Source organism: Oricola indica (assembly GCF_965227485.1).
Lineage (GTDB): Bacteria > Pseudomonadota > Alphaproteobacteria > Rhizobiales > Rhizobiaceae > Oricola > Oricola indica.
The window spans coordinates 3,490,414-3,513,596 of the sequence record NZ_OZ245747.1 but is presented as its reverse complement, the minus strand read 5'-3'; the positions used below and the strand labels follow the sequence as shown (position 1 = coordinate 3,513,596).

General features: G+C 62.5%; 28 protein-coding genes, 1 pseudogene and 1 riboswitch. Of the genes and pseudogenes, 13 read left to right on the top strand and 16 right to left on the bottom strand.

Annotated elements, in window-relative coordinates:
* Positions 1 to 31: 31 nt before the first annotated feature.
* The 5 genes from ACQK2M_RS17675 to ACQK2M_RS17655 form a co-directional block, all read right to left on the bottom strand.
* The gene (locus tag ACQK2M_RS17675) at positions 32 to 715 is read right to left on the bottom strand and encodes an energy-coupling factor ABC transporter permease (RefSeq protein WP_425418868.1); all 684 of its coding nucleotides are present in this window, start codon (positions 713 to 715) and stop codon (positions 32 to 34) included.
* A gap of 50 nt (positions 716 to 765) precedes the next feature.
* Positions 766 to 974, bottom strand: a riboswitch (cobalamin riboswitch).
* 67 nt (positions 975 to 1,041) lie between these two features.
* Positions 1,042 to 1,770 carry an arsenical resistance protein ArsH gene (arsH, locus tag ACQK2M_RS17670; protein ID WP_425418867.1) on the bottom strand — a complete coding sequence of 243 codons (729 nt, stop codon included), beginning with the start codon at positions 1,768 to 1,770 and terminating at the stop codon, positions 1,042 to 1,044.
* Between the two features lie 4 nt (positions 1,771 to 1,774).
* Positions 1,775 to 2,293 carry an arsenate reductase ArsC gene (locus tag ACQK2M_RS17665; RefSeq protein ID WP_425418866.1) on the bottom strand — a complete coding sequence of 173 codons (519 nt, stop codon included), beginning with the start codon at positions 2,291 to 2,293 and terminating at the stop codon, positions 1,775 to 1,777.
* A complete protein-coding gene (locus tag ACQK2M_RS17660; protein ID WP_425418865.1) occupies positions 2,290 to 2,814 on the bottom strand; it encodes an arsenate reductase ArsC in 525 nt (174 codons plus the stop codon). The genes ACQK2M_RS17665 and ACQK2M_RS17660 overlap by 4 nt, the downstream gene beginning before the upstream one ends.
* A gap of 18 nt (positions 2,815 to 2,832) precedes the next feature.
* Positions 2,833 to 3,165, bottom strand: a complete 333-nt coding sequence (locus tag ACQK2M_RS17655; RefSeq protein WP_223476962.1) for an ArsR/SmtB family transcription factor — start codon at positions 3,163 to 3,165, stop codon at positions 2,833 to 2,835.
* Positions 3,166 to 3,302: 137 nt separating this feature from the next.
* Here ACQK2M_RS17655 and ACQK2M_RS17650 point away from each other — a divergent pair, with 137 nt between their 5' ends.
* Positions 3,303 to 4,691, top strand: a complete 1,389-nt coding sequence (locus ACQK2M_RS17650; RefSeq protein WP_425418864.1) for an aldehyde dehydrogenase — start codon at positions 3,303 to 3,305, stop codon at positions 4,689 to 4,691.
* Between the two features lie 4 nt (positions 4,692 to 4,695).
* On the opposite strand, the gene ACQK2M_RS17645 is transcribed toward ACQK2M_RS17650, so the two are convergent.
* Positions 4,696 to 5,133: a YqaA family protein gene (locus ACQK2M_RS17645; RefSeq protein ID WP_425418863.1), complete on the bottom strand. Its 438-nt coding sequence runs from the start codon at positions 5,131 to 5,133 to the stop codon at positions 4,696 to 4,698.
* Positions 5,134 to 5,252: 119 nt separating this feature from the next.
* Between ACQK2M_RS17645 and ACQK2M_RS17640 the strand changes: the two genes are divergently transcribed.
* The 5 genes from ACQK2M_RS17640 (at position 5,253) to nadC (ending at position 10,565) form a co-directional block, all read left to right on the top strand.
* Positions 5,253 to 6,200, top strand: a complete 948-nt coding sequence (locus tag ACQK2M_RS17640; protein WP_425418862.1) for an AEC family transporter — start codon at positions 5,253 to 5,255, stop codon at positions 6,198 to 6,200.
* 173 nt (positions 6,201 to 6,373) lie between these two features.
* Complete coding sequence (gene nadA, locus ACQK2M_RS17635; protein ID WP_425418861.1) at positions 6,374 to 7,453, top strand: quinolinate synthase NadA; 1,080 nt, start codon at positions 6,374 to 6,376, stop codon at positions 7,451 to 7,453.
* A 116-nt stretch (positions 7,454 to 7,569) separates the two neighbouring features.
* Positions 7,570 to 9,135 carry an L-aspartate oxidase gene (locus ACQK2M_RS17630; protein WP_425418860.1) on the top strand — a complete coding sequence of 522 codons (1,566 nt, stop codon included), beginning with the start codon at positions 7,570 to 7,572 and terminating at the stop codon, positions 9,133 to 9,135.
* 5 nt (positions 9,136 to 9,140) lie between these two features.
* Positions 9,141 to 9,650 carry a GNAT family N-acetyltransferase gene (locus ACQK2M_RS17625; RefSeq protein ID WP_425420078.1) on the top strand — a complete coding sequence of 170 codons (510 nt, stop codon included), beginning with the start codon at positions 9,141 to 9,143 and terminating at the stop codon, positions 9,648 to 9,650.
* Between the two features lie 36 nt (positions 9,651 to 9,686).
* Positions 9,687 to 10,565, top strand: a complete 879-nt coding sequence (gene nadC, locus ACQK2M_RS17620; RefSeq protein ID WP_425418859.1) for a carboxylating nicotinate-nucleotide diphosphorylase — start codon at positions 9,687 to 9,689, stop codon at positions 10,563 to 10,565.
* A 41-nt stretch (positions 10,566 to 10,606) separates the two neighbouring features.
* Here nadC and ACQK2M_RS17615 read toward each other — a convergent pair.
* A pseudogene (locus ACQK2M_RS17615) lies at positions 10,607 to 11,454 on the bottom strand (mechanosensitive ion channel family protein).
* A gap of 221 nt (positions 11,455 to 11,675) precedes the next feature.
* Here ACQK2M_RS17615 and ACQK2M_RS17610 point away from each other — a divergent pair.
* From ACQK2M_RS17610 to ACQK2M_RS17600, 3 genes are all read left to right on the top strand, one after another.
* A complete protein-coding gene (locus ACQK2M_RS17610; protein ID WP_425420077.1) occupies positions 11,676 to 12,110 on the top strand; it encodes a curlin in 435 nt (144 codons plus the stop codon).
* Between the two features lie 82 nt (positions 12,111 to 12,192).
* Positions 12,193 to 12,591, top strand: a complete 399-nt coding sequence (csgH, locus tag ACQK2M_RS17605; protein ID WP_425418858.1) for a curli-like amyloid fiber formation chaperone CsgH — start codon at positions 12,193 to 12,195, stop codon at positions 12,589 to 12,591.
* Between the two features lie 177 nt (positions 12,592 to 12,768).
* Complete coding sequence (locus ACQK2M_RS17600) at positions 12,769 to 13,176, top strand: curlin (RefSeq protein ID WP_425418857.1); 408 nt, start codon at positions 12,769 to 12,771, stop codon at positions 13,174 to 13,176.
* 110 nt (positions 13,177 to 13,286) lie between these two features.
* On the opposite strand, the gene ACQK2M_RS17595 is transcribed toward ACQK2M_RS17600, so the two are convergent.
* The 3 genes from ACQK2M_RS17595 to ACQK2M_RS17585 are packed head-to-tail and all read right to left on the bottom strand — an operon-like array spanning position 13,287 to position 15,311.
* Positions 13,287 to 13,817, bottom strand: a complete 531-nt coding sequence (locus ACQK2M_RS17595; protein WP_425418856.1) for a tyrosine phosphatase family protein — start codon at positions 13,815 to 13,817, stop codon at positions 13,287 to 13,289.
* 1 nt (position 13,818) lies between these two features.
* Positions 13,819 to 14,460, bottom strand: a complete 642-nt coding sequence (locus tag ACQK2M_RS17590; protein ID WP_425420076.1) for a hydrolase — start codon at positions 14,458 to 14,460, stop codon at positions 13,819 to 13,821.
* A complete protein-coding gene (locus ACQK2M_RS17585) occupies positions 14,457 to 15,311 on the bottom strand; it encodes a YgfZ/GcvT domain-containing protein (RefSeq protein ID WP_425418855.1) in 855 nt (284 codons plus the stop codon). Before ACQK2M_RS17585 ends, ACQK2M_RS17590 begins: the two co-directional genes overlap by 4 nt.
* An 84-nt stretch (positions 15,312 to 15,395) precedes the next feature.
* Here ACQK2M_RS17585 and ACQK2M_RS17580 point away from each other — a divergent pair, with 84 nt between their 5' ends.
* Positions 15,396 to 16,727: a dihydroorotase gene (locus ACQK2M_RS17580; protein ID WP_425418854.1), complete on the top strand. Its 1,332-nt coding sequence runs from the start codon at positions 15,396 to 15,398 to the stop codon at positions 16,725 to 16,727.
* Here the strand turns inward: ACQK2M_RS17580 and ACQK2M_RS17575 are convergent.
* Entirely contained in the window at positions 16,700 to 17,137 is a 438-nt protein-coding gene (locus ACQK2M_RS17575; RefSeq protein ID WP_425418853.1) for a hypothetical protein, read from the bottom strand. The genes ACQK2M_RS17580 and ACQK2M_RS17575 overlap by 28 nt on opposite strands.
* A gap of 172 nt (positions 17,138 to 17,309) precedes the next feature.
* The gene (locus ACQK2M_RS17570) at positions 17,310 to 17,942 is read right to left on the bottom strand and encodes a TetR/AcrR family transcriptional regulator (protein ID WP_425418852.1); all 633 of its coding nucleotides are present in this window, start codon (positions 17,940 to 17,942) and stop codon (positions 17,310 to 17,312) included.
* Between the two features lie 303 nt (positions 17,943 to 18,245).
* On the opposite strand from ACQK2M_RS17570, the gene ACQK2M_RS17565 reads away from it, so the two are divergent.
* The gene (locus ACQK2M_RS17565) at positions 18,246 to 19,586 is read left to right on the top strand and encodes a tetratricopeptide repeat protein (RefSeq protein WP_425418851.1); all 1,341 of its coding nucleotides are present in this window, start codon (positions 18,246 to 18,248) and stop codon (positions 19,584 to 19,586) included.
* Between the two features lie 154 nt (positions 19,587 to 19,740).
* Here the strand turns inward: ACQK2M_RS17565 and ACQK2M_RS17560 are convergent, their stop codons facing one another.
* From ACQK2M_RS17560 to ACQK2M_RS17545, 4 genes are all read right to left on the bottom strand, one after another.
* The gene (locus ACQK2M_RS17560) at positions 19,741 to 20,382 is read right to left on the bottom strand and encodes a hypothetical protein (protein ID WP_425418850.1); all 642 of its coding nucleotides are present in this window, start codon (positions 20,380 to 20,382) and stop codon (positions 19,741 to 19,743) included.
* 87 nt (positions 20,383 to 20,469) lie between these two features.
* Positions 20,470 to 20,730, bottom strand: a complete 261-nt coding sequence (locus ACQK2M_RS17555) for a hypothetical protein (RefSeq protein WP_425418849.1) — start codon at positions 20,728 to 20,730, stop codon at positions 20,470 to 20,472.
* Between the two features lie 127 nt (positions 20,731 to 20,857).
* Entirely contained in the window at positions 20,858 to 21,250 is a 393-nt protein-coding gene (locus ACQK2M_RS17550) for a TIGR02301 family protein (protein WP_425418848.1), read from the bottom strand.
* An 81-nt stretch (positions 21,251 to 21,331) separates the two neighbouring features.
* Positions 21,332 to 21,760, bottom strand: a complete 429-nt coding sequence (locus ACQK2M_RS17545; RefSeq protein ID WP_425418847.1) for an NUDIX hydrolase — start codon at positions 21,758 to 21,760, stop codon at positions 21,332 to 21,334.
* A 79-nt stretch (positions 21,761 to 21,839) separates the two neighbouring features.
* Between ACQK2M_RS17545 and ACQK2M_RS17540 the strand changes: the two genes are divergently transcribed.
* Together ACQK2M_RS17540 and ACQK2M_RS17535 are read left to right on the top strand one after the other, a co-directional pair.
* Positions 21,840 to 22,403, top strand: a complete 564-nt coding sequence (locus ACQK2M_RS17540) for a DUF2799 domain-containing protein (RefSeq protein ID WP_425418846.1) — start codon at positions 21,840 to 21,842, stop codon at positions 22,401 to 22,403.
* Positions 22,403 to 23,176 carry an SOS response-associated peptidase gene (locus ACQK2M_RS17535; protein WP_425418845.1) on the top strand — a complete coding sequence of 258 codons (774 nt, stop codon included), beginning with the start codon at positions 22,403 to 22,405 and terminating at the stop codon, positions 23,174 to 23,176. The genes ACQK2M_RS17540 and ACQK2M_RS17535 overlap by 1 nt, the downstream gene beginning before the upstream one ends.
* Positions 23,177 to 23,183 lie beyond the last annotated feature (7 nt).

Genomic DNA, 23,183 nt, shown 5'->3' with positions numbered 1-23,183 from the left:
GAAGGCCGTCATGTCAGATCAGGATATCCGATCAAGCGGGCGCGTTATGCAGCCTGCCGTTGAAGAGCCCGTTGTCGGTCAGCTTCGAGGTGTTCTTTGCGACCCAAAGCACCGCCAGATCGACCAACGGCTCGAGGATGATCACGGTCATGTAGGCGGCGCCGAAGGAGGCGACCTGCGCGAGATTCGATGCGGCGAAGCCGTGGCCATAAAGCGCCCAGAAACCCACCCAGAGGACGATGCCGCCCTGATAGGATGTCGAGAGCGCCAGCGCCTGCAGATACTTCACGTCCCTGTAGGCTGTCTTTTCAGGGATGATCTTGTGGGCCAGCAGGCTCATCGCATAAAGCGGAACCAGCAATGTGGTGACGTTCATGCCGTATTGCGGCAGGTCGAAGGGCGCGAAGAATACGCCCTGGAGCAGCAGGCCGAGCGCAAGGCCGATCGCGGCCGCACCGCCGCCGAAGATCAGGAACAGCGTCGAGCCGAGGATCAGGTGAACCTCCGATACGCCCACTGGATAATGCGGCAGAACTTCGAAGAACGTAAAAACCAGCGCGGTGGTGATCACCGAGCGTGCGGCCAGCGATACGATACCGCCATCCTTGCGGATAGTGTCGAGCGCCATCTTGCCGGCCAGCCCGAAGGAGGCCGCCGCGGTTGCGTAGGACAAAACGATTTTGGCGCCGTCGACGACGCCGGGTTCGATATGCATGACAGTTCCTTTCTTGCACCCATCGTGCAGTTGGCGACGCGATGCGTCACCGTTTCAGGTCTGTCCGGGCAGGTCTCCTGACTCGCGCTTCGTCGCCGTCATCCGCCTTCCCAGGTCAAACCCAGTGGCATGTGGATGCGGCTCACGCTCACAGTTGCGTGGGCAGTCACGGATCAGGCCCCCTTTGGGTCATCCCTACCGTGTTCCCTTTTCATCCGGGAGGCTTGGCCTCCCTGGAACCCGAACAAGCGAATCCTATCGAAACGCGAAGCCCGTGACAATGAGTTCGCGCGTCATCGACCGCCGCGAATTCGACAGCCTTCGCGTCAGATGTTCTTCAGGCCGACCCGCTTGTGCACTTCTTCGACGCTCTCGACGCGTTCTGAATAGCGGTCCGTCAGATAGGCGGAGCGGTCGCGCGTCAGGATGGTGAATTTCATCAGTTCCTCCATCACATCGACGACACGGTTGTAATAGGAGGAGGGCTTCATCCGGCCGTCATCGTCGAATTCCAGCCAGGCTTTCGGCACCGAGGACTGGTTCGGGATCGTGATCATCCGCATCCAGCGGCCGAGAATGCGCATCTGGTTGACGGCGTTGAAGCTCTGTGAGCCGCCATTGACCTGCATCACCGCCAACGTTCGCCCCTGTGTCGGCCGGATGCCGCCGATCGGCGCGAGCGGAAGCCAGTCGATCTGGGTTTTCATAATGCCCGTCATCGCGCCGTGCCGTTCCGGCGAGCACCACACCTGCGCCTCGGACCAGAGCGACAGCTCCCGCAACTCCTGCACCTTCGGATGATCCGCCGGCTCCGAATCGAGCATCGGCAGCCCCTGCGGGTCGAACACCCGCACCTCCGCGCCGAACCGGTGCAGCAGCCGCGCCGCCTCGTAGGTCATGAAACGGCTATAGGAACGTTCGCGCAGCGAGCCGTAGAGCATCAGCACTCGCGGCTTGTGAGTGGAGGCATTCGGGCCGGTCAGCGCGTCGACATCGATCGCGTTCAAGAGGTCGTCCTGCACGTTGGGCAGGCTCAAGTCGTCTTTCCAGGTCATGAAGTCAGCTTGCGTAGGAAATGGCGAGGTCGGTTGCGCCTTCGAGGCGACCGATCGTGTTCAGAGCCACCTTCAGGTCTTTCGGATTCATCTCCTCGAAGGGGAGAGCCATCAGCGCCGTGATTCGCATTTCGAGCAGCCGGTAGGTCTCGGCGAAGGCGGCGCGGCGCTCTTCCTCGGTCTCGCCATGGCCGGCCGGGTCCGGAATGCCCCAATGTGCCTGGACGGGCGCGCCGGGCCAGATCGGGCAGCTCTCGCCCGCCGCATTGTCGCAGACGGTGATAACGACATCCATCTTCGGCGCGTCAGCGCCGTCGAACTCGTCCCAGCTCTTCGATCGGAGGCCGGATGTCTCGTGGCCGTATTCCTTCAGAAGGGCGATCCCGTCCGGATTGGGCGTACCGCGCGGTGTCGACCCGGCCGAAAAGGCCCGCACGCGGCCGACGCCCAGTTTCGCAAGGATCGCCTCCCCGAGGATCGACCGCGCCGAATTGGCGGTACACAGGATCAGGATGTTTTTCATGCAGGTTCCGAAGGGTTTGCGTGGTCCGTCTTCTGGCCGATTTCGTCGAGATGCTTTTGCAGCGACAGGCTGTCCAGCGACGAAAGCGGCAGGCTCGTGAAGATCGAGATACGGTTGTTGAGCATGCGGAACGTGTCGGAAAATGCGAGCCGCCTAAAGGCCTCGTTGCCCTCCGCCGCCGCCGGATCGGGAACACCCCAATGCGCCGACATCGGCTGTCCGGGCCAGACAGGGCAGGCCTCGGCGGCCGCCTGGTCGCAGACCGTAAAGACGAAATCCATCACCGGCGCATCGGGGGCGGTGAATTCCTCCCAGCTTTTGGAGCGGGCAAACGATGTGTCGAAGTTCAGTCCGTCGAGAAGATCGAGCGTATAGGGATGCACCGCGTCCTTCGGATGCGAGCCCGCCGAGTAGGCCTTGAAGCGCCCCATGCCTTCCCGGTTGAGAATGGCCTCGGCGATGATCGACCGGGCGGAGTTCCCGGTGCAGAGAAACAGGACGTTGTAGATGTCAGCGGCCATGGTGGCCTCCTTTTTTCCTCAACAGGCACAGACGATTTCATCCAAAACGGGCTTGCACAGCTCCGGATTTCCGCCGCAGCAATCCTCCATCAGGAAGGCGAGCAGGCTGCGCATGCCGTCGAAATTCGCGAAATACCGGATTACGCGGCCCTCGCGCTCGCTTCGCACCATGCCGGCCTTGGCCAGGACCGAGAGGTTGGCCGACATCGTGTTCTGGCGCACGCCGAGCGCCTCCGCGATATCGCCGGCCGCCATGCCTTCGGCGCCTTGTTTCACCAACAGCCGAAAGACATCGAGCCGTGTATCCTGGGCGAGCGCGTGAAGCGCTTCGATTGCATTTGATTTATCCATATTTCAAGAAATATTGATATATTGGGAAAAGTCAACAACTGCTGATAGCAGTGGGCGAGTGCGCGCCCCGCATCCGTATGCGGGGGCCGAGCAGTTTATCTTGACGATGACAAGACGCAGGCCGCGGGGAGGATTGGATGATGGACGCGATCGCGATTGATGATATCGCCGAAAGACAGCGCCGGTTTTTCCGGACTGGCGCGACCCGCGATCTCGCGTTTCGCCGACGCCAGCTCGAGGCAATGCGGGACATGCTCGCGTCGCGCGAAGACGACATTATCGAAGCGATGCGTCTCGATCTCGGCCGTCCCGCATTCGAGGCCTTTTCCAGCGAAATCGCGGTCGTGACACTCGAAATCGACGTCGCGCTCAAACGGCTCGCAGGTTGGGCCCGGCCCAGAAGTGTCGGGACCCCTTGGCTCATCTTTCCCGGCAAGAGCAGGGTCGTTCCAGAACCCTACGGCACTGCGCTGATCATTGCTCCCTGGAACTACCCTTTGCTTCTCCTTCTCGCTCCCGCCATCTCGGCGCTAGCGGCAGGCAATTGCGCGGTCATCAAGCCATCCGAACTCGCGCCGGCCACTTCCGCGCTTGTCGCAGAGATGATCGGCCAGACATTCGATCCGGAGGTTCTCGCGGTCGTCGAGGGAGGTATAGAGCCGACGCAGGCGTTGCTCAGGCAGGATTTCGACTATCTGTTCTACACCGGCAGCACGCGGGTCGGTAAGATCGTGATGGCGGAGGCTGCGAAACACCTGACGCCCGTCACGCTCGAATTGGGCGGCAAGAACCCATGTATCGTCGCGGCTGACGCCGACCTGAAAACCGCCGGACGGCGCATCGTCTGGGGCAAGTTCTACAATGCCGGTCAGACCTGCATCGCCCCCGATTACGTTCTCGTCGAGAGATCGGTCGAGAAGGCATTACTCGATGCGATTGGCGAGGCGTTGAGCGATTTCTACGGCACGGACCCGGCGCAAAGCCCGGACTATGCCCGTATCGTCAACGAACACCATTTCGATCGGCTGGAGACGTTTCTCGAACGGGGCAGGGCCGTTCATGGTGGCCAGACCTCACGCGAGCAGCGCTACATCGCGCCGACCGTGCTGTCGGGGATTGGCTGGGACGATCCGGTGATGGCCGACGAGATTTTCGGGCCGATCCTTCCGGTGATCCCGTTTGACGATCTCGATACGGAGATCGCGGCGTTGCAGGCCCGCCCGAAGCCGCTCGCCCTTTACGCTTTCACCGCGGACACAGCCCGTGCCGACAAGATCCTCGAAACACTTTCGTCCGGTGGCGCGGCGATCAACGATGTATTCGCCCAGTTTATCAACATGGAACTGCCTTTCGGCGGTGTCGGCGCAAGCGGAATGGGCGCCTATCACGGCAAGGTGGGCTTTGAAACCTTTTCGCATATGCGCGCCGTGGTCAGGCGCTCGACCCGCATCGACCCCTCGCTGAAATACCCGCCCTACAAAATGCCGCTGCGGCTGCTCAAGCGGCTCGTGCCATGGATGATGTGATCCGTCACATCCATCGCAGCACAATGGCCGCGACCACGAGATAGCGAACGGTCTTGGCAATCGCGACCAGCACGAGAAAAGAGAGCAGCGGTTCGCGCAGCACGCCGGCCACCACGGTGAGCGCATCGCCGCCGATCGGCATCCAGCTCAGAAGAAGGCTCCAGCGGCCCCATTTCGAATACCAGCGCCTGGCGCGTTCGAGCTGTTTCGTGCTCGCGGGAAACCACCGCCGCGTCCCGTACCGCTCGATTGCGCCGCCGAGAAACCAGTTGACCACCGCCCCAAGCGTGTTGCCCAGGCTCGCGGCCGCGAGAAGGGCCCAGGCAGGATAGTTGCCGGATGCCAGAAGTCCCGCCAGTCCCAGTTCCGATTGCGCGGGCAGGATCGTCGCCGCGAGGAACGCGATACCGAAAAGCCCGGCATAAACGGCCAGCCCCGTCATGCGTATACATTCCGGCCGCCGCCGATCTGTTCAGGCGGTTCGCTTGACATAGCGCTTGAACCCGTCAGCAATGCCATGCAGAGGTTGGTCATCCTTGTTTCCGCGAAGCGTGTCGAACAGTGCTTGAAGTTTTTTCCGTAACCGGTCCGATTTATATAACAATTGCTGTCGGCTATCTGGCTACAAGATTCGGCCTCTTTGAAGCATCCGATATGCGGGTCCTTGGCCGTTACGTGCTGTATCTGGCATTGCCCGCGCTGCTTTTCCGCGCTCTGTCGCAGCGTCAGTTCACGGAAATCGTGAATACATCCTACGTGGCCGCCTATCTCGGCGGCACGCTGGCGATGGTCGTTTTGGGTTATCTCGTCACCCGCAAGGTGCTGGGCCAGGACCGCGCCACCGCCGCATTTTCGGCGATGGGGATGTCCTGCCCGAACAGTGGATTCGTCGGCTATCCCATTCTCCTGCTGACGTTCCCGTCGATCGCCGGAACGGTACTGGCGCTCAACATGTTCGTCGAGAACATCGTCATCGTGCCTCTGCTTCTGATGTTGGCGGAAAGGGCGAGGGGCGCCGAGGCGCATCCGCTGGCTGTCCTGTGGGGCGCATTGAAGCGGCTCGCGGTCAATCCGATCGTGATTGCGCTCGCAGCCGGCCTTGTCGTCTCCATCTTCGGCCTTCCGCTCCCGCAGCCGTTCGTCAAATCGGTCGATCTCTTCGCATCGTCCAGTGCCGCGCTCTCGCTGTTCTTTATTGGCGGGACCCTTGTCGGGCTTCCCGTGGCCGGGATGGCGAGCCGGGTCGTCCCCGTTGTGATCGGCAAGCTGGTGGCGCATCCGCTGATCATGCTCGCCTCGGTCTCGCTTGTCGCCCTGTCGGGGCTTGCGCCGATCCCGTCACCGTTCCGCGAGGCGGTCATCCTGTCGGCGGCCATGCCGATCTTCGGCATCTATCCGATCCTCGCGCAGAAATACGAACGCGAAGGGTTCAGCGCCATTGCGCTGCTGGCCACCACGGTGGTCTCCTTCGTGACGGTCAGTCTACTTCTCTGGGCCCTGGCCGGTTAGCGCGCATGGCTGCCGCCCATGCGAAGGGGAAGGGATTGAAATCGCGCGAGTTTGTGAGCAACTACATTCCGTAAGCGCTGGCCAAAACCCTTTCGCAGAGCGTAAAACGCTTGTGGCCCGAGGGGGCGCAATGAAAAACGGGCCGCAAAACCGGCCCCGACGGGAAGAATGCGATGAGTCAATCCACCGAAACCGCAACTGAACTGCGGGCAACCGCAACGCCGAGTGCCGCCGAGCGTTTCGGCGTCATCGAGCGCCCCGAGTTGGAGTGGACTCCCGAGATCGCGGAAGAAACCGCCCATCTCTACGAAAAGGTCAAGGATCATCTCCCGAAGATCGAGTGGCCGGTCTACGCGCCCTACATCGCCGCCATCAACCGGCTGAAGAAGGAGCGCAACGCGGTTATTCTGGCGCATAACTACCAGACGCCCGAGATCTATCACTGCGTCGCCGACATCGTCGGCGACTCGCTGCAACTCGCCAAGGAGGCGACCAAGGTCGACGCCGAGGTCATCATTCAGTGCGGCGTTCACTTCATGGCCGAGACGTCGAAGCTGCTCAATCCGGAAAAGACGGTGTTGATACCGGACATGAAGGCAGGCTGCAGCCTTGCCGAGTCGATCACCGGCGCCGATGTCCGCCTGTTGCGCGAGCGCTATCCCGGCGTGCCGGTTGTCACCTATGTGAACACCTCCGCCGAGGTGAAGGCCGAGACCGATATCTGCTGCACGTCCTCGAATGCTGTGCAGGTGGTTGAATCCTTTGGTGTCGACACGGTCCTGTGCATTCCCGATGAGTATCTGGCACAGAATGTCGCCGCCCAGACCAAGGTGAAGATCCTCACATGGAAGGGCCATTGCGAGGTCCACGAACGTTTCACCGCCGCTGAACTCCTTGCGTACAAGGAAGCCGACCCCGAGATCGAGATCGTCGCCCATCCCGAGTGTCCGCGCGAAGTTGTCGAGGTCGCGGATTACACGGGCTCGACCTCCGGCATGATCAACTACGTCAAGGACCAGAAACCGCCCAAGGTGCTTCTGGTGACGGAATGCTCGATGGCCTCGAACATCGAGTCCGAGGTGCCCGAGGTGCAGTTCGTCAAGCCGTGCAACCTGTGCCCGCACATGAAGCGCATTACCTTGCCGAAGATCCTCGATTCGATCTGCGAGATGAAAGAGGAAATCCTCGTCGATCCCGCCATCGCCGACCGCGCACGTCTCGCCGTCGAGCGGATGGTCAACCTGAAGCACTAGGGTCAGGTCGCCTGCCGTATAGGGGCTGGCGCAGTCATGCGTCTCCGGCGTATGGGGAACATGACGGTTTGATGTCACGCGCATCGAGCGCGTGACGGCGAGGGGATGGAAGGCGATTGGATAGACAAGACGATAGCGTGCTGATCATTGGCGGCGGGCTCGCCGGCCTGTTCTGCGCATTGAAGCTGGCGCCGAAGGCGGTGACGGTGATCACCGCCGCGCCGATCGGGCGCGGCGCCTCGTCCGCTTGGGCGCAGGCCGGCATCGCCGCTGCGGTGGGCGAGGGTGACACGGTCGAGAAACATGTCGCCGACACGCTGGTCGCTGGCGACGGCATCGTCGACGAGGCGGTTGCCCGCATGATGGCCTCGCAGGCCTCGGACCGCATCCACGACCTTCTCGACTACGGCGTGCCATTCGATCGCGATCTTGAAGGCCGTTTGCAGGTCAGCCGCGAGGCAGCGCATTCCGAAAGCCGCATCGTGCGCGTTCGCGGCGACATGGCGGGTCGCGCCATCATGCAGTCGCTGGTCGAGACGGTGAAGAACACGCCGTCCATCCGCGTCCTCGGCGGCTATGTCGTCGAACGGCTTCTGGTTGAGGACGGCCGCATCGTAGGTCTTCAGGCGCTCGGCAACGGCAATGGCGAGCATGACGGCGAGATCACCGCCATCTACGGTTCGCAGGTGGTTATCGCCGCCGGCGGCATCGGCCATCTCTACGAGGTCACCACCAATCCGGCGGAAGCGCGCGGCGGTGGCGTCGGCATGGCGGCTCGCGCTGGTGCCCGCATGGCCGACCTCGAATTCGTCCAGTTCCACCCGACCGCCATCAATGTCGGCAAGGATCCGGCCCCGCTCGCCACCGAGGCGCTGCGCGGCCATGGCGCAACGCTGCTCAACAAGGACGGCGAGCGCTTCATGGTGCCGCTCCACCCCGACGCGGAACTGGCCCCCCGCGATGTCGTCGCGCGCGGCATCTTCCGCGAGGTCCAGGCCGGGCGCGGCGCTTTCCTCGATTGCACCAAGGCTGTCGGCAAGACCTTCGCCGAGGAGTTCCCGACCGTCTACGGCTACTGCATGGAGGCCGGTATCGATCCTGTTGCACAGCCAATCCCCGTCGTCCCGGCCGCGCATTATTTCATGGGTGGCATCTGGACCGACCTGGATGGCCGCACCTCGCTTCCGGGCCTTTGGGCCTGCGGGGAGGTGACTTCCACAGGTGCCCACGGCGCCAACCGGCTGGCGTCCAATTCGCTGCTAGAGGCAGTGGTCTTTTCCTCGCGCGTCGCCGCCGCGCTTGGCGGCGAGACGCTGGCGGATGCCCCGGCCGACTGGTCGAAGGGGTCCAAGGACAGCGGCCGCATCGAGCCGCGCCCCGATTCCGAGCCTATGAAGCTGCTGCGCAAAACCATGAGCGCCCATCTCGGCGTGCTGCGCGACGGGGAGGGCATGAGGAACGCGCTGCGTACGATCATGGAGCTCGAGGAGGAGGCCAACACCGAGCGCTTCCTGAACGTGCTGGCCACCGCGAAACTCGTTGCCGTCTGCGCGCTCAATCGCACCGAAAGCCGCGGCGGTCACTTCCGAACCGACTATCCGAATGAAGACCCCGCCTGGAAACGGCGCACCTTGGTGACGCTGGAGCAGGCGGATGCGGTGATACCGGAGCTGCTCTCTTGAATGCGTTGCGATTTCGTCCGGAGGAACCGGACGATGAGACCTCGATTTTCGCGCTCACCAAGGCGGCTTTCGACGGCAGGCATTATGCCAGCGGAAACGAGGCGGAGATAATCGACGCACTGCGCGCCTCGGGCGCGCTGACGCTTTCGCTTGTCGCGCTGCGCGACAACGACATTGTCGCCCACATCGCTTTTTCGCCCGTCACCATAGACGACGAACCCTCGCAATGGCTGGGGCTCGGACCGGTCTCCGTTTTCCCCGCTCAGCAGGGAAAGGGCATCGGACAGGCATTGATCCGGCATTCGCTCGATGAAGTGAAGGGAAATGGCGTCCAAGGCGTCGTCTTGCTCGGCAACCCGGAATATTACAGGCGTTTCGGCTTCGCGGCCGCTTCGGATCTCCATATGCAGGGCTATCCGCCCGAATATCTCATGTCGCTGCATCTCGCCGGCCCGATGCCGAAAGGCGGTGTCCGTTTTCATCCCGCCTTTCACGACACGCCGCGATCCGACTAGGATGCAGCCGTTTCAAAATCGAACCAGGTGCGACCGATGACCTCCGCTTCCTTTCTTCCAAGCCTGCCGCGCGTGATGGTGGAGGAGGCGGTGCGCGCCGCGCTTCTGGAAGATCTCGGCCGCGCCGGCGACATCACGACCAGCGCGACCATCGCGCCCGACGCCACCGCGACCGCCGAGCTCGCCTCGCGCGAGGAGGGCGTGATCGCCGGTATTGGCCTTGCTGAAACGGCCTTCGCCCTGATGGACCCGGCCCTGACCTTCGATGCGAAGGTTTCTGACGGCGACCGGGTGAAACCCGGCGATGCCGTCGCAACCATCTCGGGGAATGCCCGCGCCATCCTGTCCGCCGAACGCGTGGCGCTCAACTTTCTGATGCGCATGTCCGGCATCGCCACCTATACCGCGCGCTTCGCCGCCGAGATCGCGCACACCGAGGCGAAGGTCACTTGCACCCGCAAGACCATCCCCGGCCACCGCGCCTTCGACAAATACGCCGTGCGCTGCGGCGGCGGCTCCAACCACCGCTACGGCCTCGACGACGCGATCCTTATCAAGGACAACCACATCGCCGTCTCCGGCGGTGTCGCCAAGGCCGTCGAGAGGGCGCGCGCTTATGCCGGCCATCTGGTCAAGGTCGAGGTTGAGGTCGACACGCTTGACCAGTTCCGCGAAGCGCTTACCGCGTCGCCGGACGCGGTGCTGCTCGACAACATGACCAACGATCAACTGGCCGAAGCCGTCGCCATCAACCAGGCCGACAATGCCGGCCGCGTCGCGCTCGAAGCTTCCGGCAACGTCGCCTTCGAGACCATCCGCGCCATCGCCGAGACGGGCGTCGACTACATCTCAACCTCGAAAATAACCATGGCCGCCCCGACGCTTGATGTCGGGCTGGATATCCGGATCGGATAAACCCAGCCCGACGCGCCCCGGAATGACGGGGAGCGACCGCCTCAGGCTGCCTGATACAAATGCACGTCGCGCTGCGGGAAGGGGATCGACAGCCCGTCGGCGTCGAAGCGTTCCTTCGCCATCTTGGTCAGTTCGCGCGACACGGTCCACCAATCGGCCGTGTTCATCCAGATACGGCAGGTCACTTCGACCGAGCTGTCGCCGAGATTGGAGACATAGATGAACGGCTCGGGATCCTGCAGAACCTTCTCATGGCCGTCGACGATCGACTGGAAGGCGGCGAAGGCCTTGTTGATGTCGTCGTCATAGCCGATCCCGACCACCAGATCGAAGCGCCGTTTCGGCTTGCGCGAATAGTTGGTTACCGCGCTGTTCCAGATCTCTGAATTGGGCGCCAGCAGATAAAGCCCGTCCAGCGTCTCGAATTCGGTCGCGAAAAGGCCAATCTCCTTGACCACGCCGCTCGCGCTCGACGTCGAGATGAAGTCGCCGACCTGGAACGGTCTCAGGAACAGCAGCATGATGCCGGCGGCGATATTTTGCAGCGTGCCCTGCAGCGCCAGGCCGATGGCGAGGCCGGCGGCGCCGAGCGCGGCGATGATCGAGGCCGTCTGCACTCCGAACTGGGTCAGCACCATGACGAAGACGAGCACCAGCACCGCGTAGCGCGCCGCCTTGGCAAGGAACATCGTCAGCGTTTCGTCGCTATGGCTCAGCCGCGACAGCGCCGACTGTACCCAGCGTTTGACCAGGCGGCGACGATGAAGCCGATGATCAGGATCACGATCGCGCCGATGACGGAAAACGTATACTCGATGATGAGAGCGCTCGCCTTTTCCCAGATGGTCGCGGCCGCGGCCCCGATTTGCGTTGCTGCTTCGTTTTCCAAGAGGGTCTCCTTCATTCCAGACTGAACCACAGTCGATACTACGCGATTCCACCCGCATCGGTTTCATTCCGGCGGCGGGAAAGGGGATTCCGCTGTGGACCGATGCGGTGTTTTTTCCTGAACGCCATGTGAACGCAGGGTTCAGCGTCGGTTCGGAGGCGGCTTTCTACAACTGGGGCATCGAAACGCGGTCTGGAGCCGCATCCAAGAGGAGAAATGACATGCCCCGCAAGACCCTTATCGCAACTACCTTCGCCGCCCTGATCGGAATCGTTTCCGTGCCGGCTTCCGCTAACGATGTGTTCCTTGACCAGTTCGGTTTCGGCAACCAGGCCGGCGGCGCACAGACCGGCTTCGGCAACCAGATCGGCATCATGCAGAACGGCATCTTCAACGGCGCCGTCAGCGAGCAGTACGGCAACGGCAACACCGCAGCCGTCGGCCAGGACGGCTTCAACAACTACGGCGAGACCTGGCAGCAGGGCAACGGCAATGCCGCCGGCGTCGGCCAGTTCGGTGCCAACCACAACGCGATCATGAGCCAGGACGGCAACGGCAACATTGCCGCCGGTGTCCAGGTCGGCGACGGTTGCTCGGCCGGCGTGAGCCAGACCGGTGGCGGCAACGTCGCGGCCTTCGTCCAGACCTGCCCGTAATCGCGAAACACTTGCGAACCGCTGCCGGGCCGGAATGATTTCCGCCCGGCAGCGTCCCGTTCCCTCCAAGAGGAGAAAAGCCATGTTGAAGACCAGTAAGTTCAAGCCCGCGCACGCCGCGCTTCTCGCCCTTGTCGCCGTCGCCGGATGTTCGGCGGGCGCAACGGAAACCGCCATGTCCGGCGATTCCGTCAGCTGCGAGATCGACGCCGATGCGTCCGGCCGCACCCTCGTGTTGCAGGCGGTCATTCATGCCGATCGCGACGTCACCGGCTCCTACCGCTTCCAGGTGAATGGCGGCGGCTCCGGCGGCAGCGCGAACGTCTCCCAGGGAGGCGGCTTCAATGCCGGACCGGGCGACGATGCGCGCATCGGCAAACTGATGCTCGGCAATCGCGGCGGCGTCTATGACGTCCGCGTCGATATCTCGGCCGGCGGCCAGTCCTATGCCTGCGAGAAGCGCGTCGGCGGCGTCATCTGACCTCCCCCGCACGTCGATGCCAAACGGGTCCCGCTTTCGGCGGGGCCCGATTCGCTTTGGGCGGGCGGTGGCGATGAACGGCTCCTGAACGGCCGATTCCAATTCGGTTCAGCGCGGTTCGGGCATTCTCAAAACAGAAAACAGGCCAAGCCTGGCAATTCAAAGAGGAGAATGACAATGCCCCGCAACACCCTGATCGCAGGCCTTACCGCCGCTCTCATCGCCGTTTCCGGCTACACCGCTCCGGCTGCCGCCGGCGGACAGATCGCCATCGACATCGCGCCCGGCAGCGCCGAGGAAGAGCAGGCGATGCGCGCCGGCCTCCAGATCTACTCGATCGTCAACGGCTTGCAGAACGGCGCCAACATCAACCAGCTCGGCATCAACAACATGGCCGGCATCGCCCAGAACGGCGGCGGCAATTTCGGCGTCGTGCACCAGCAGGGCAACGGACATTCCGGCACCTTGCAGCAGAACGGAAACGACAACGCCTACGGCGTGTTCCAGTTCGGCGAGAACACAAACACCGATGTCGTCCAGAACGGCAATGGCGGGACCGGCGCGACGCTCGTCTTCGGCTGGTAATCTTCAAAGGACAGTCTGGCAGCGTGGTTCAGGGGCATGACCACGAGGCTGGACCGGTCCGTAAGTGCTGGGGGCGGTCGAATTCGGCCGCCCTTCGGCGCTTTTTCGCGTCAGTAATCCGTATCGTCGGCTGCGAGCGGCAATTTGAAGGTCACACCTTCGAAAGCATCCTCTCCACGTCCGATCTCCCGGATCGCGTCGACCATCCGTCCCTGCCGCCCGAGCACGGCGTCGGCGATTTCGACCAGTTTCGGATTGGGCGTCGCCGACGGCGCGCGAAAGCGCAGTTCCTGTGCCAGTTCGCGCTCGTCGCGGTCCGGGTTCAGCGCCAGCGCGATCATGTATGCCGATGCCGTCGAGCGTGAAATTCCGGCAAAGCAATGCACGATCATCGGCGTTGCCTGGTCCCACGCCGCGCCGAAGTCGAGGATCGCGCGAACATGTTCCTCACCGGGCAGGGTCATGCCTTCCATCGGCATCGCAATATCGTTGAACCCGAGGAACAGATGCTGGTCCTCGTCGATCTGCTGCGGCCTTTCCACCGGTGTGCCGGTATTGATGACGGTCAGCATGCGCCTCGCGCCGGTGGCGGTCGCGGTGTCTCGCACCTTTGTAAGCGGACAGACGACGAGATAGGGCATGTCAGGCTCTTTTCCTGTTTGCTTCTTCGGCTTGGAAATCGGCTTCCACTGCCGCGAAACGTTCGAGATAAGCGGCCTGCACGTCGGCCGCCGGCAATGGTGTCAGGTCCAGCCCGTCCGGCGCGAAACCGCGCGGCCCGCCGAAATAGGTCACCGCTTCCTTGTCCGAAAACCCGGCCAGAATCGTCGCCTCGAAATAGGCGGAAACCTGATCGGCGCGCTTGATCTTGGTCTTGATTGATTTCGCCGGATTTGGCGGAAGCCCGAAGCGGATATGAACCGCCGCCTCGAGTCGCGCTTCGACAGCCTTGTAATTGCCGCCGAGCACCTTCTTGAACGGGGAGATCATGTCGCCGATCACATATTCCGGTGCATCGTGCAGCAGCGCCGCGAGCCTCAGGCCGGCTGAGCATCCTGGCGACAGATGTCCGACGATCTCCTCTACGAGCAGCGAATGCTGGGCAACGGAATAGGCATGGTCGCCATGTGTCTGGCCGTTCCAGCGCGCCACACGGGCAAGCCCGTGCGCGATGTCGGAGATTTCGATGTCGAGCGGGGAGGGATCGAGCAGATCGAGCCGTCGCCCGGACAGCATGCGTTGCCATGCGCGCGGAGGCGCCCCCTCGCGATCCGGCATGCTCAGTCTCCCTTGTCGGCCGTTTCGTCCGGCCACCGATAGCCGACAGTGGGCGGCAGCGACAGTGCGACGGCATGTCCGTCGACCGTGATCGGCGTGCCGGCGTCCATCGCATCCCTGGCCCGGTCCAGCCGCGCCAGGGCGAGCGCCGTATCGCCCGCGACCGAACCGAGTGCACCCACCGTCTTGCCGCCGGCTTCAAGCGCTGTTCCGGGAGCGGGAAGCGGTACATCAGACGACGCGATCACCAGCCGTCGTCGGGCGGTCCCGCGATGCTGCATACGCGACACGACTTCCTGTCCGACATAACAGCCCTTGCGGAAATCGACGCCGCCATTCTGGTCGTAGGAGACATCATGCGGAAAGACGTCGCCCGGTTCGAAATCCGGACCGCTTTCGGCGACGCCATGGGCGATGCGCAAGGCGGTCCATCCGTCTCGGTCGTCGGTGCCGTCGGGCGCCGATCCATAGTGCCGCCTGACCTGGAGGCTTTCCGGGAACCGGCTGTCGAGCGCCACGAGGCCGGACGGAGTTGAATCATTTTGCCAGGAAATCGCCGCAAGCGCCTTTGCGGACTCGGCAATTTCGACCTTGGCCCTCAGCTTGTACATTGTGAGCCTGCGAACGAAAGCGTCTGCAAGGTCGGAGCGAAGATCGATGAGATATCCGCCGGTTCCGTCTCGCAGAACGAGGAAGTCCCACATGATCTTGCCTTGCGGCGTCAACAGGGCGCCCGCCCGCGCGACACCTTCAGGCAGGCTTTCGATATTGCAGGTGACAAGGTTCTGCAGGAAATGCTCCGCATCCTCGCCGCTTATCGAAAAGACGCTCCGATCCGTTGGAAAATAGAAGGGCATGGTACCAGATTCGCTTCGCGCGCTTGCTTTCAGGGTATGTGCTACGTAAGCCCGGGGCATCGGCGCGGCAAGAGATGGACAGGCATGAGCGGAACATTCGACCTCGTTTTGAAGAACGGCACCGTGGTGAACCACGACGGGCAGGGGCAACGCGATATCGGCGTGCGCGATGGACGTATCGCGGAAATCGGTTCGTTATCGGCGGCTGACGCGGGCGAAACCATCGACTGCACCGGATTGCACATCCTGCCGGGCGTCATCGACAGCCAGGTGCATTTCCGTGAACCGGGGCTGGAACACAAGGAAGACCTCGAAAGCGGTTCGCGCGCGGCCGTCCTCGGCGGCGTCACCGCCGTCTTCGAGATGCCGAACACAAACCCGTTGACCACCAGTGAGGAAGCGCTTGCCGACAAGGTTTCGCGGGCGCGTCACCGCATGCATTGCGACTTCGCCTTCTGGGTCGGCGGTACGCGCGAGAACGCTGGCATTGTTGGCGAACTCGAGCGTCTTCCAGGCGCGGCGGGCATCAAGGTCTTCATGGGGTCTTCGACCGGCGATCTGCTGGTGGAGGACGACGAAGGGGTAGCCGCCGTACTGCGCAACACGCGCAGAAGGGCAGCATTCCACTCCGAGGATGAGTTCCGGCTGCGAGACCGGGCAGACCTGCGGGTTCATGACGACCCGTCGTCCCATTCGGTCTGGCGTGACGAGGTCGCGGCACTGATGTGCACCGAGCGCCTTGTCCGCATCGCCCGCGAAACACGTGCGCGCATCCATGTCCTTCATATCTCGACCGCCGAGGAAATCGGGTTTCTGCAGCAGCACAAGGATGTCGCCACCGCCGAAGCGACGCCGCACCATCTGACCCTGACCGCCGACGATTACGAACGGCTCGGCACGTTGATCCAGATGAACCCGCCGGTTCGTGCGCCGCACCACCGCGACGGCATCTGGCGCGGCGTGGAGCAGGGAGTGATCGACGTGCTCGGCTCGGATCACGCGCCGCACACGCTGGAAGAAAAGGCGAAACCCTATCCCGCATCGCCCTCCGGCATGACCGGCGTCCAGACGCTGGTGCCGATCATGCTCGACCATGTGAATGCCGGGAAACTGACGCTGGAGCGCTTCGTCGATCTTTCTTCGCACGGTCCGAACCGGCTGTTCGGCATTGCGCGCAAGGGCCGCATCGCCGCCGGCTACGACGCCGATTTCACGATTGTCGACATGAAACGCGTCGAAACGATCCGCAACGAGCAAGCCGGTTCGAAAGCTGGCTGGACGCCCTATGACGGCAAGCAGGTGACCGGCTGGCCGGTCGGCACGGTCATTCGTGGCGCATGTGTGATGTGGGAAGGCGAAATCGTGACGCCGTCACGCGGCGAACCGGTTCAGTTCTCCGAGGCTCTGCCCGGCTGAGCGCGACGCATCAATTCCTCGGCAAGCGTCCTGAACCGGCGTTCGGCTTCCGCCGTGACGCCGCCCCGCGCATGATCGGCGCGCAACGCATTTTCCACTTCGTCGATCATCCGTTCGAGGCTCGGACGGTCGCCTTCGCGCGCGTGGTGCCCGAACAGATCGATCCAGTTGTCCGTGATCTGGCCCGCGTTCATCAACCGATTGAAGGCGGCGTGTGGATCGCGCCCGCCGAAAACGATGCCGATGCCGGCGAACAAAAACGAGATCGGGCTGAGGAACAGGTCCCGCAGTCCATCGGTGAAAAGCTTGACTTGGAAGATGAGGAGCCGCCGGACAAGCGACCACCGCGACGAACGCTCTTTCCTGACAATGTCGAAATCCTGCCCGGTCAGCCGTGGCATGGTCGTCATGATACCCCTCCGTATCGTCCGCTCCGCTTTATATCAGAGCTCCGGGTCCGGAATCCAAGAGCGCTCCGATCTTTATGCCCCGATCCGGCATTTGGCGACGTCCGATCCACTTCGACGATCTGTCGCTTGGCCCTCGATTCGCGCCGAAGCGGCGAAATCTCGCCAGCCGAACCTATGGTTTTTCCGAAACCTGCACGGGTTCGAATATAAGCCGTACAAAATCGCGGTACAGCAGCAACTGCCGGGGCAGCAGGGACTTGTCGCCAACCACCCTGGACAGGATGATTCCGCCGTCGCCCACGACCGAGAACATATCGGCAAGGTCGTCCAGATCGATATTGATCCTGGGCTCGTAGCGCTCGGCAATTCTCTCGATGCGCTTTCGAAAGCGGGTGCGCCACGACAGCACCGCCTTGGCATTGATGTTCCGGACTTCCTGGTCGAACAGCTGTTCATGATAGCAGATACACGCCACCATGCAGCCAGGGTGTCCGTTCGGCATGTCGTCGAAGACCTTCGCCAGCAGCTTCAGTGCAATCAGAAAACTGTGCAGCGGGTCCTCGCTCAGCTCGTCGGCTTCGTCGAAAGCGCGGTCGAAAACCACATCATCCTGTTCGATGTATCGTTCGAGCAGGGCACGAGCCAAAATCGTCTTGTCGCGAAAGTGGTAGAAAAATCCGCTTTTCGAAATTCCGACTTCGGCGATCAGTTCGTCGATTGACGTTGCCGAAAATCCCTTCGCCAGAATGGCCGCCTGCGCGGCCTCCAGGATTTGCTGCTTCTTTGGCACGTCCAGATTTGCCATCCAGTCATTCCTTGACGCCGGTAATACTTGCAGAAACTGTACCACAGGTACTGTATCTGCGGTCCAGTTTGGTGGAGCGTTATTGCCGTTCTCGTCGCCGGCCGCCAGGTTGGGAGCTGATAAGATATTGGTTTTTATACAAAAAAATAAAGATGTACGACTGACCCATGAGTTCACTGCGTTCCGTTTGCAAAACCCGGTATTGGGTTGCTGCACATTCGGACCGCATGCTGCCGCGCCCATTGAGGTTTCAGCGGCCATTCGCCGGATCGGAAACACAAGACCCTGATAAAGGAGACGGACATGAACGATGATATTTTTTCCGCCGCAGCAAGCGGTTCGAACGCCGAAGCCGCGCAGCATTTCAACGCCGCTGTGCGGGCCCTTAACATCTACCGCGGTGACCCGGTTGCGCTGGTTGATCAGGCGATCGAAATTGCGCCCGAATACGCCATGGCCCACATCCTGAAGGCCTATTTGTTCGGTTTGGCGACAGAGCCCGAGGCGGCGTCGGAGGCAAGGTCGATACTGTCGGCCGCTCGCAATTTCGCCAAGACCGACATCGAGACATCGCATGTTTCGGCGCTTGAGGCGCTTCTCGCCAACAACTGGACCGAGGCGGCCGTCAGGCTGGATCGCCATAACATGGATTTTCCGCACGACATCCTGGGTTTGCAGGCCGGGCACCTGATGGACTTCTACCGGGCCAACGCACGCAACTTGCGTGACCGGATTGCGCGGGTTCTGCCGCAGTGGTCGGCCGACCAGCCGGGCTATGCCGTTTTGCTCGGCATGTATGCGTTTGGTCTGGAGGAGGCCGGGGACTATGCCCGCGCCGAAGAGGTCGGCCGTGAAGCGGTCGAGCGCGAACCGCTGGACTGCTGGGCGCATCACGCCGTCGCGCATGTCCTTGAAATGCAGGGCCGCGCCGAAGACGGCATCGAATGGATGGCGTCGCGCGAACCGCACTGGACCGGCGATGACAACTTCTTCAAGGTGCACAACTGGTGGCACAACGCCCTGTATCACCTTGATCTCGGCCAGTCCGACAAGGTGATCGAGCTCTACGACACCAGGGTTCGCGGCGAGGAAAGCCAGGTGGCGCTCGACCTGGTCGATGCGTCCGCGCTGCTCTGGCGTCTGCACCTGGGCGATCACGATGTCGGCGATCGCTGGTCCGGGGTCGCTGAAAGCTGGCGCAATCACGCCGATGGCAAGCTTTATCCTTTCAACGACTGGCACGCCGCAATGGCCTATCTTGGAGCCGGGCGCACCGAAGAGGTGGAACGGATCCTGAATCAGTATCGTTCAGCGCCCGAGAGCCGCGATGAAACCGCATGCTGGGCCAAGGCGACCGGCCTGCCTTTGATCGAGGGCTTCCGCGCGTTCTGGGAGGGAAGGTACGGCGATGCCGTCGAAAAGCTCCACCGGGCGAGATTCGTGGTGAATTCCTTCGGGGGCAGCCACGCGCAGCGTGACATCATCGACTGGACGTTGACCGAAGCTGCGGTGCGGTCGGGCAATCGCGGGGTTGCGGAAGCGTTGATCAACGAACGCCTCGCCGTGAAGCCGCACAGTCCGGTCAACGCTCGTTTCCTGAAGCGCGCGAACGCAATCGAGCCGCAGCTTGTTGCCGCTGAATGACGTCGCGCAGCCATGCGTTTTTCGGCAATAGGTCTGAGTTTATGACACCATTCCGGCCCGGCGCCGCTCAAGGCCGCCGGGCCGGATTCCTGTTCCCGGATCGAAGGGCCTCTCTGTCCGGTGTGCCGCAGACGGTCGTTCGCGGCAGCGCGCCCTAGTCGCCCGCCACGAAGAAGCGCCAGCGGCCGTCGGGCGTAATACCGACGCGATAGAATATATATGCGCCGAATTCGCGCATATTCTCGTAGTCACCGGCCGTCAGGAGCTTGAAAAGTTCGACGCGTTGAACGGGCGTCAGCGTCTCGAGAGAAGTCGCCATGAAATAGGGCCAGACGAAAAACTCGTTTGGTGTGCCGGGGTCATAGATCGCATAGTCTGCCTCCAATACCTCATGGAGGATGGCGAGGATCTCGTAACCTTCCGGATCGCCGGACTGGCTGCGGATGTACTCGATCGGATCGCCATCGACGACCCCGAAAGAGAGTTGCGTCCTGTTCTGGCCGGTTCCGATCAGTGGACGCAACGCCTCGAAATCCGCGTTGCGCGCCGCCTCCATGATGAGGCTGCGCATGCGCTGCACAGGGACGGGAAGATCTTCCACCGACCCGCCGATGATGGGTTCTGCCGATTGCAATACGCCACCCCGCGAGCCGCCGGGCGGCGCGAGCGGGTTATCGGGATCGGGCGTCGCCGGTCGCATGATGGGGTCGGGCAGTGGAACAGCGCCGGAAGGCGGCGGTGCGAGATCGCCGGTTTGCGCGAACGCGAAAGCTGGAATGAAAAGTGCCAGTGCCATGACCGGCGACGCAAGGCGGCGCGTTGGTTTGCGAACACATTGTGCGAAGACCGCCATGTCGCCCCCGTTGGCCGCCCGGTACGAAGTCTACTGCACCGTCCGGTTCGGCGTGAATTCTCCGCAAAGGATCCGATCGCGCAAGGACTCGACCAAGGTCAGCGCGGCGTCCTCGCCCTGTTCGCGGATGGTTTCTTCGAGAGCCGTCGCGATCGCCGCATCCGCGAGAATGGATGGCTCGATGCCTTCCATGGCCCCGTCGGCCCAGGCTTCGCTGTGGAATTCGCGCGCCGCGATCCTCTTTTCGCGCTCGATGATCTCATCCATCTCGTTGATCGTAACGTCCATCATACTCTGTCACACCACGCCAATTTGGCACACCCCATTTACTAGCCGTTAACATATCGGCACTGACGCAGGAAAAAAAGTGGCAAGCGGCAAAACCGTTAATGGGGGCTTAATTGCCGATCACATTCGGCTATTCGCCGTAGCGATTGTTGATCTCGCGCGAAAGGCCGAGCCCCTCGGCCATGTAGCGTTCGATCGCGGCAAGAGCCTGATCGGTGCATGTCACGTAAATACTGTCGAAGGTCCGGTAGCCGCGATTGAAGCTCGCGATAAGGCGCGCGCGCCGGAACGGCTCGGGATTTTCGGCAACGAGCATATCCTGCATCTCGTCGCGCCAGTCGTTGGAAATTTCGCCGCAAAGATTGCGCAGATAGTGGATCGATCCCAGCACCTCCGCGAGCCGCGTCAGCTTTTCGTCATAGGGGACGGTCGCCGAAATCTGTGCGTGCGCCGGCAGCGTCGCTGACGACAACAGAGTTGCGGCGACCGCGATGGCGCCAATGTATTTTCGGGCGGTGAACACGTATCTCGCTCCACGGCGCGGGTGATGACGGCCCGCGCTCCGCCTGTTTCCTATCCGATATCGCCGGCTCGCGCCAAGACGCTATTCATACTCCGCGTCGATCTCCCTCGCGACCGCGAGTGTCGAGGCGGTGATTTCGATCGCCTGCATTTCCGGCACGGTGAACCAGCCGGCATCATCCGCATCGTCCGCGGCGACCGGCTCGCCACTCGCCGTCGCGCGGTGGACGGCAAGAACGTAATGATGCGGCGTGTCGCCATCCGAGCCGTCGCTCATCAGTTCATAGAGCGTGTGAAAAACGATGCCTGTCGCCGACAAGCCCGTTTCCTCCCGCAACTCACGCAGCGCTGCATCAGCGAGCGTCTCGCCGTAATCGAGGCGTCCGCCCGGGAAGGCCCAAAGGTCCTTGGCGGGCGGGCGGCCCCGCCGCACCAGCAGGAAACTTCCCGTTTCAGGGTGTCGCGCCGCCACGGAAACGGCGATACGTGGCATGGGTTGCGTGTCGTTCATGTTGCAATTCGTACTCCGGCTGGGGCACGTATGTAGCATCGTCGGCGCGCAAGGTGCAGTGGGTGAAAAGGGGCTAACGATGATTGCGAGACTGAGTTTGCTGATCCTGGCATTCGTCGGGGCGCTTGCACTGGCATCCTGCCAGACACTGAACGAAAAGGAATGCACCTCTTCCGACTGGCGCACGCTCGGAGCGACGGACGGCTTCGCCGGACGCCAGCAATCCCACGTCGCGCGACATCAGGAAGCCTGCAACCGGTTCGGCATCACCGTCGACGTGACTGCCTGGCAGGCGGGATGGCAGGACGGTATCCGCCGCCACTGCACGCCGCGCAACGGTCTGGATATCGGCCTGAAGGGCAGGGGGTATTCGAGCGCCTGTCCGGCCGATCTCGCCTTTGCCTATCGCGAGGCCTACGATATCGGGCGGGACGTCAACTGGGCGAAAGACGCCGTCGAGCGCCTCGAGGATGAACTGGACGATGCCATTAAGGCGCTGGCCGTGGCCGGACCTGACGAGCGGCAGGCGGCCCAGGTGGAGATCGAGTTGAAGCGCAGCGAACTGTTCCGGGCGCAGAACCGTCTGAACCGCGCCGAGCGAAAAGCCGATTTGTACAAGCTTCGGCTCGCGACGTCCGGCTGATGTGCGGCCGCTTCTCCCTGTTGCAGTCGCCCGAGGAGGTGGAGGCTTTCTTTGCCCTCGACGGGCTGGAGGCGTTTCCGCCGCGCTACAATATCGCGCCGACGCAGCCGATCCTCGTGGTCACCGCGGGACCGCCGCTCGAACCGGGCTCGAACAGGCCGGACCGCGAAGCACATCTCGTGCGCTGGGGCCTGTTGCCGTCATGGGTGAAGGATCCGAAGGACTTCCCGCTGCTGATCAATGCGCGGGGCGAAACTGCGGCGACCAAGGCCTCCTTCCGCACGGCGATGCGCCACAAGCGCGCCCTGATCCCGGCCTCCGGTTTCTATGAATGGAAGCGTGACAAGGCCACGGGCCAGTCGCAGGCCTATTGGGTACGCCCCGCCGGCGGCGGAATTTGCGCCTTTGCCGGCCTGATGGAAAACTGGATGGCACCGGAGGGCAGCGAGATGGACTCGGCGGCGATCATCACCACCGCCGCGAATGCCGACGTCTCTTTCGTTCACGACCGTATGCCGGTCACGATCATGCCTGAGGATTTCGCGCGCTGGCTCGATTGCCGAACACAGGAGCCGCGCCACGTCGCGGACCTGATCAAGCCCGCGCCGTTGGGATACTTCGAGGCGATCCCTGTCTCAGACAAGGTCAACAAGGTGGCGAATACGAGCCCCGACGTTCAGGACCGCGTCGAACCCAAGGATTTCGTTGCGAAGAGCGACAAACCGGGCGATAGCACGCCGTCGTCCGATGAAGGCCAGATGTCGTTTCTCTGAGAATTTT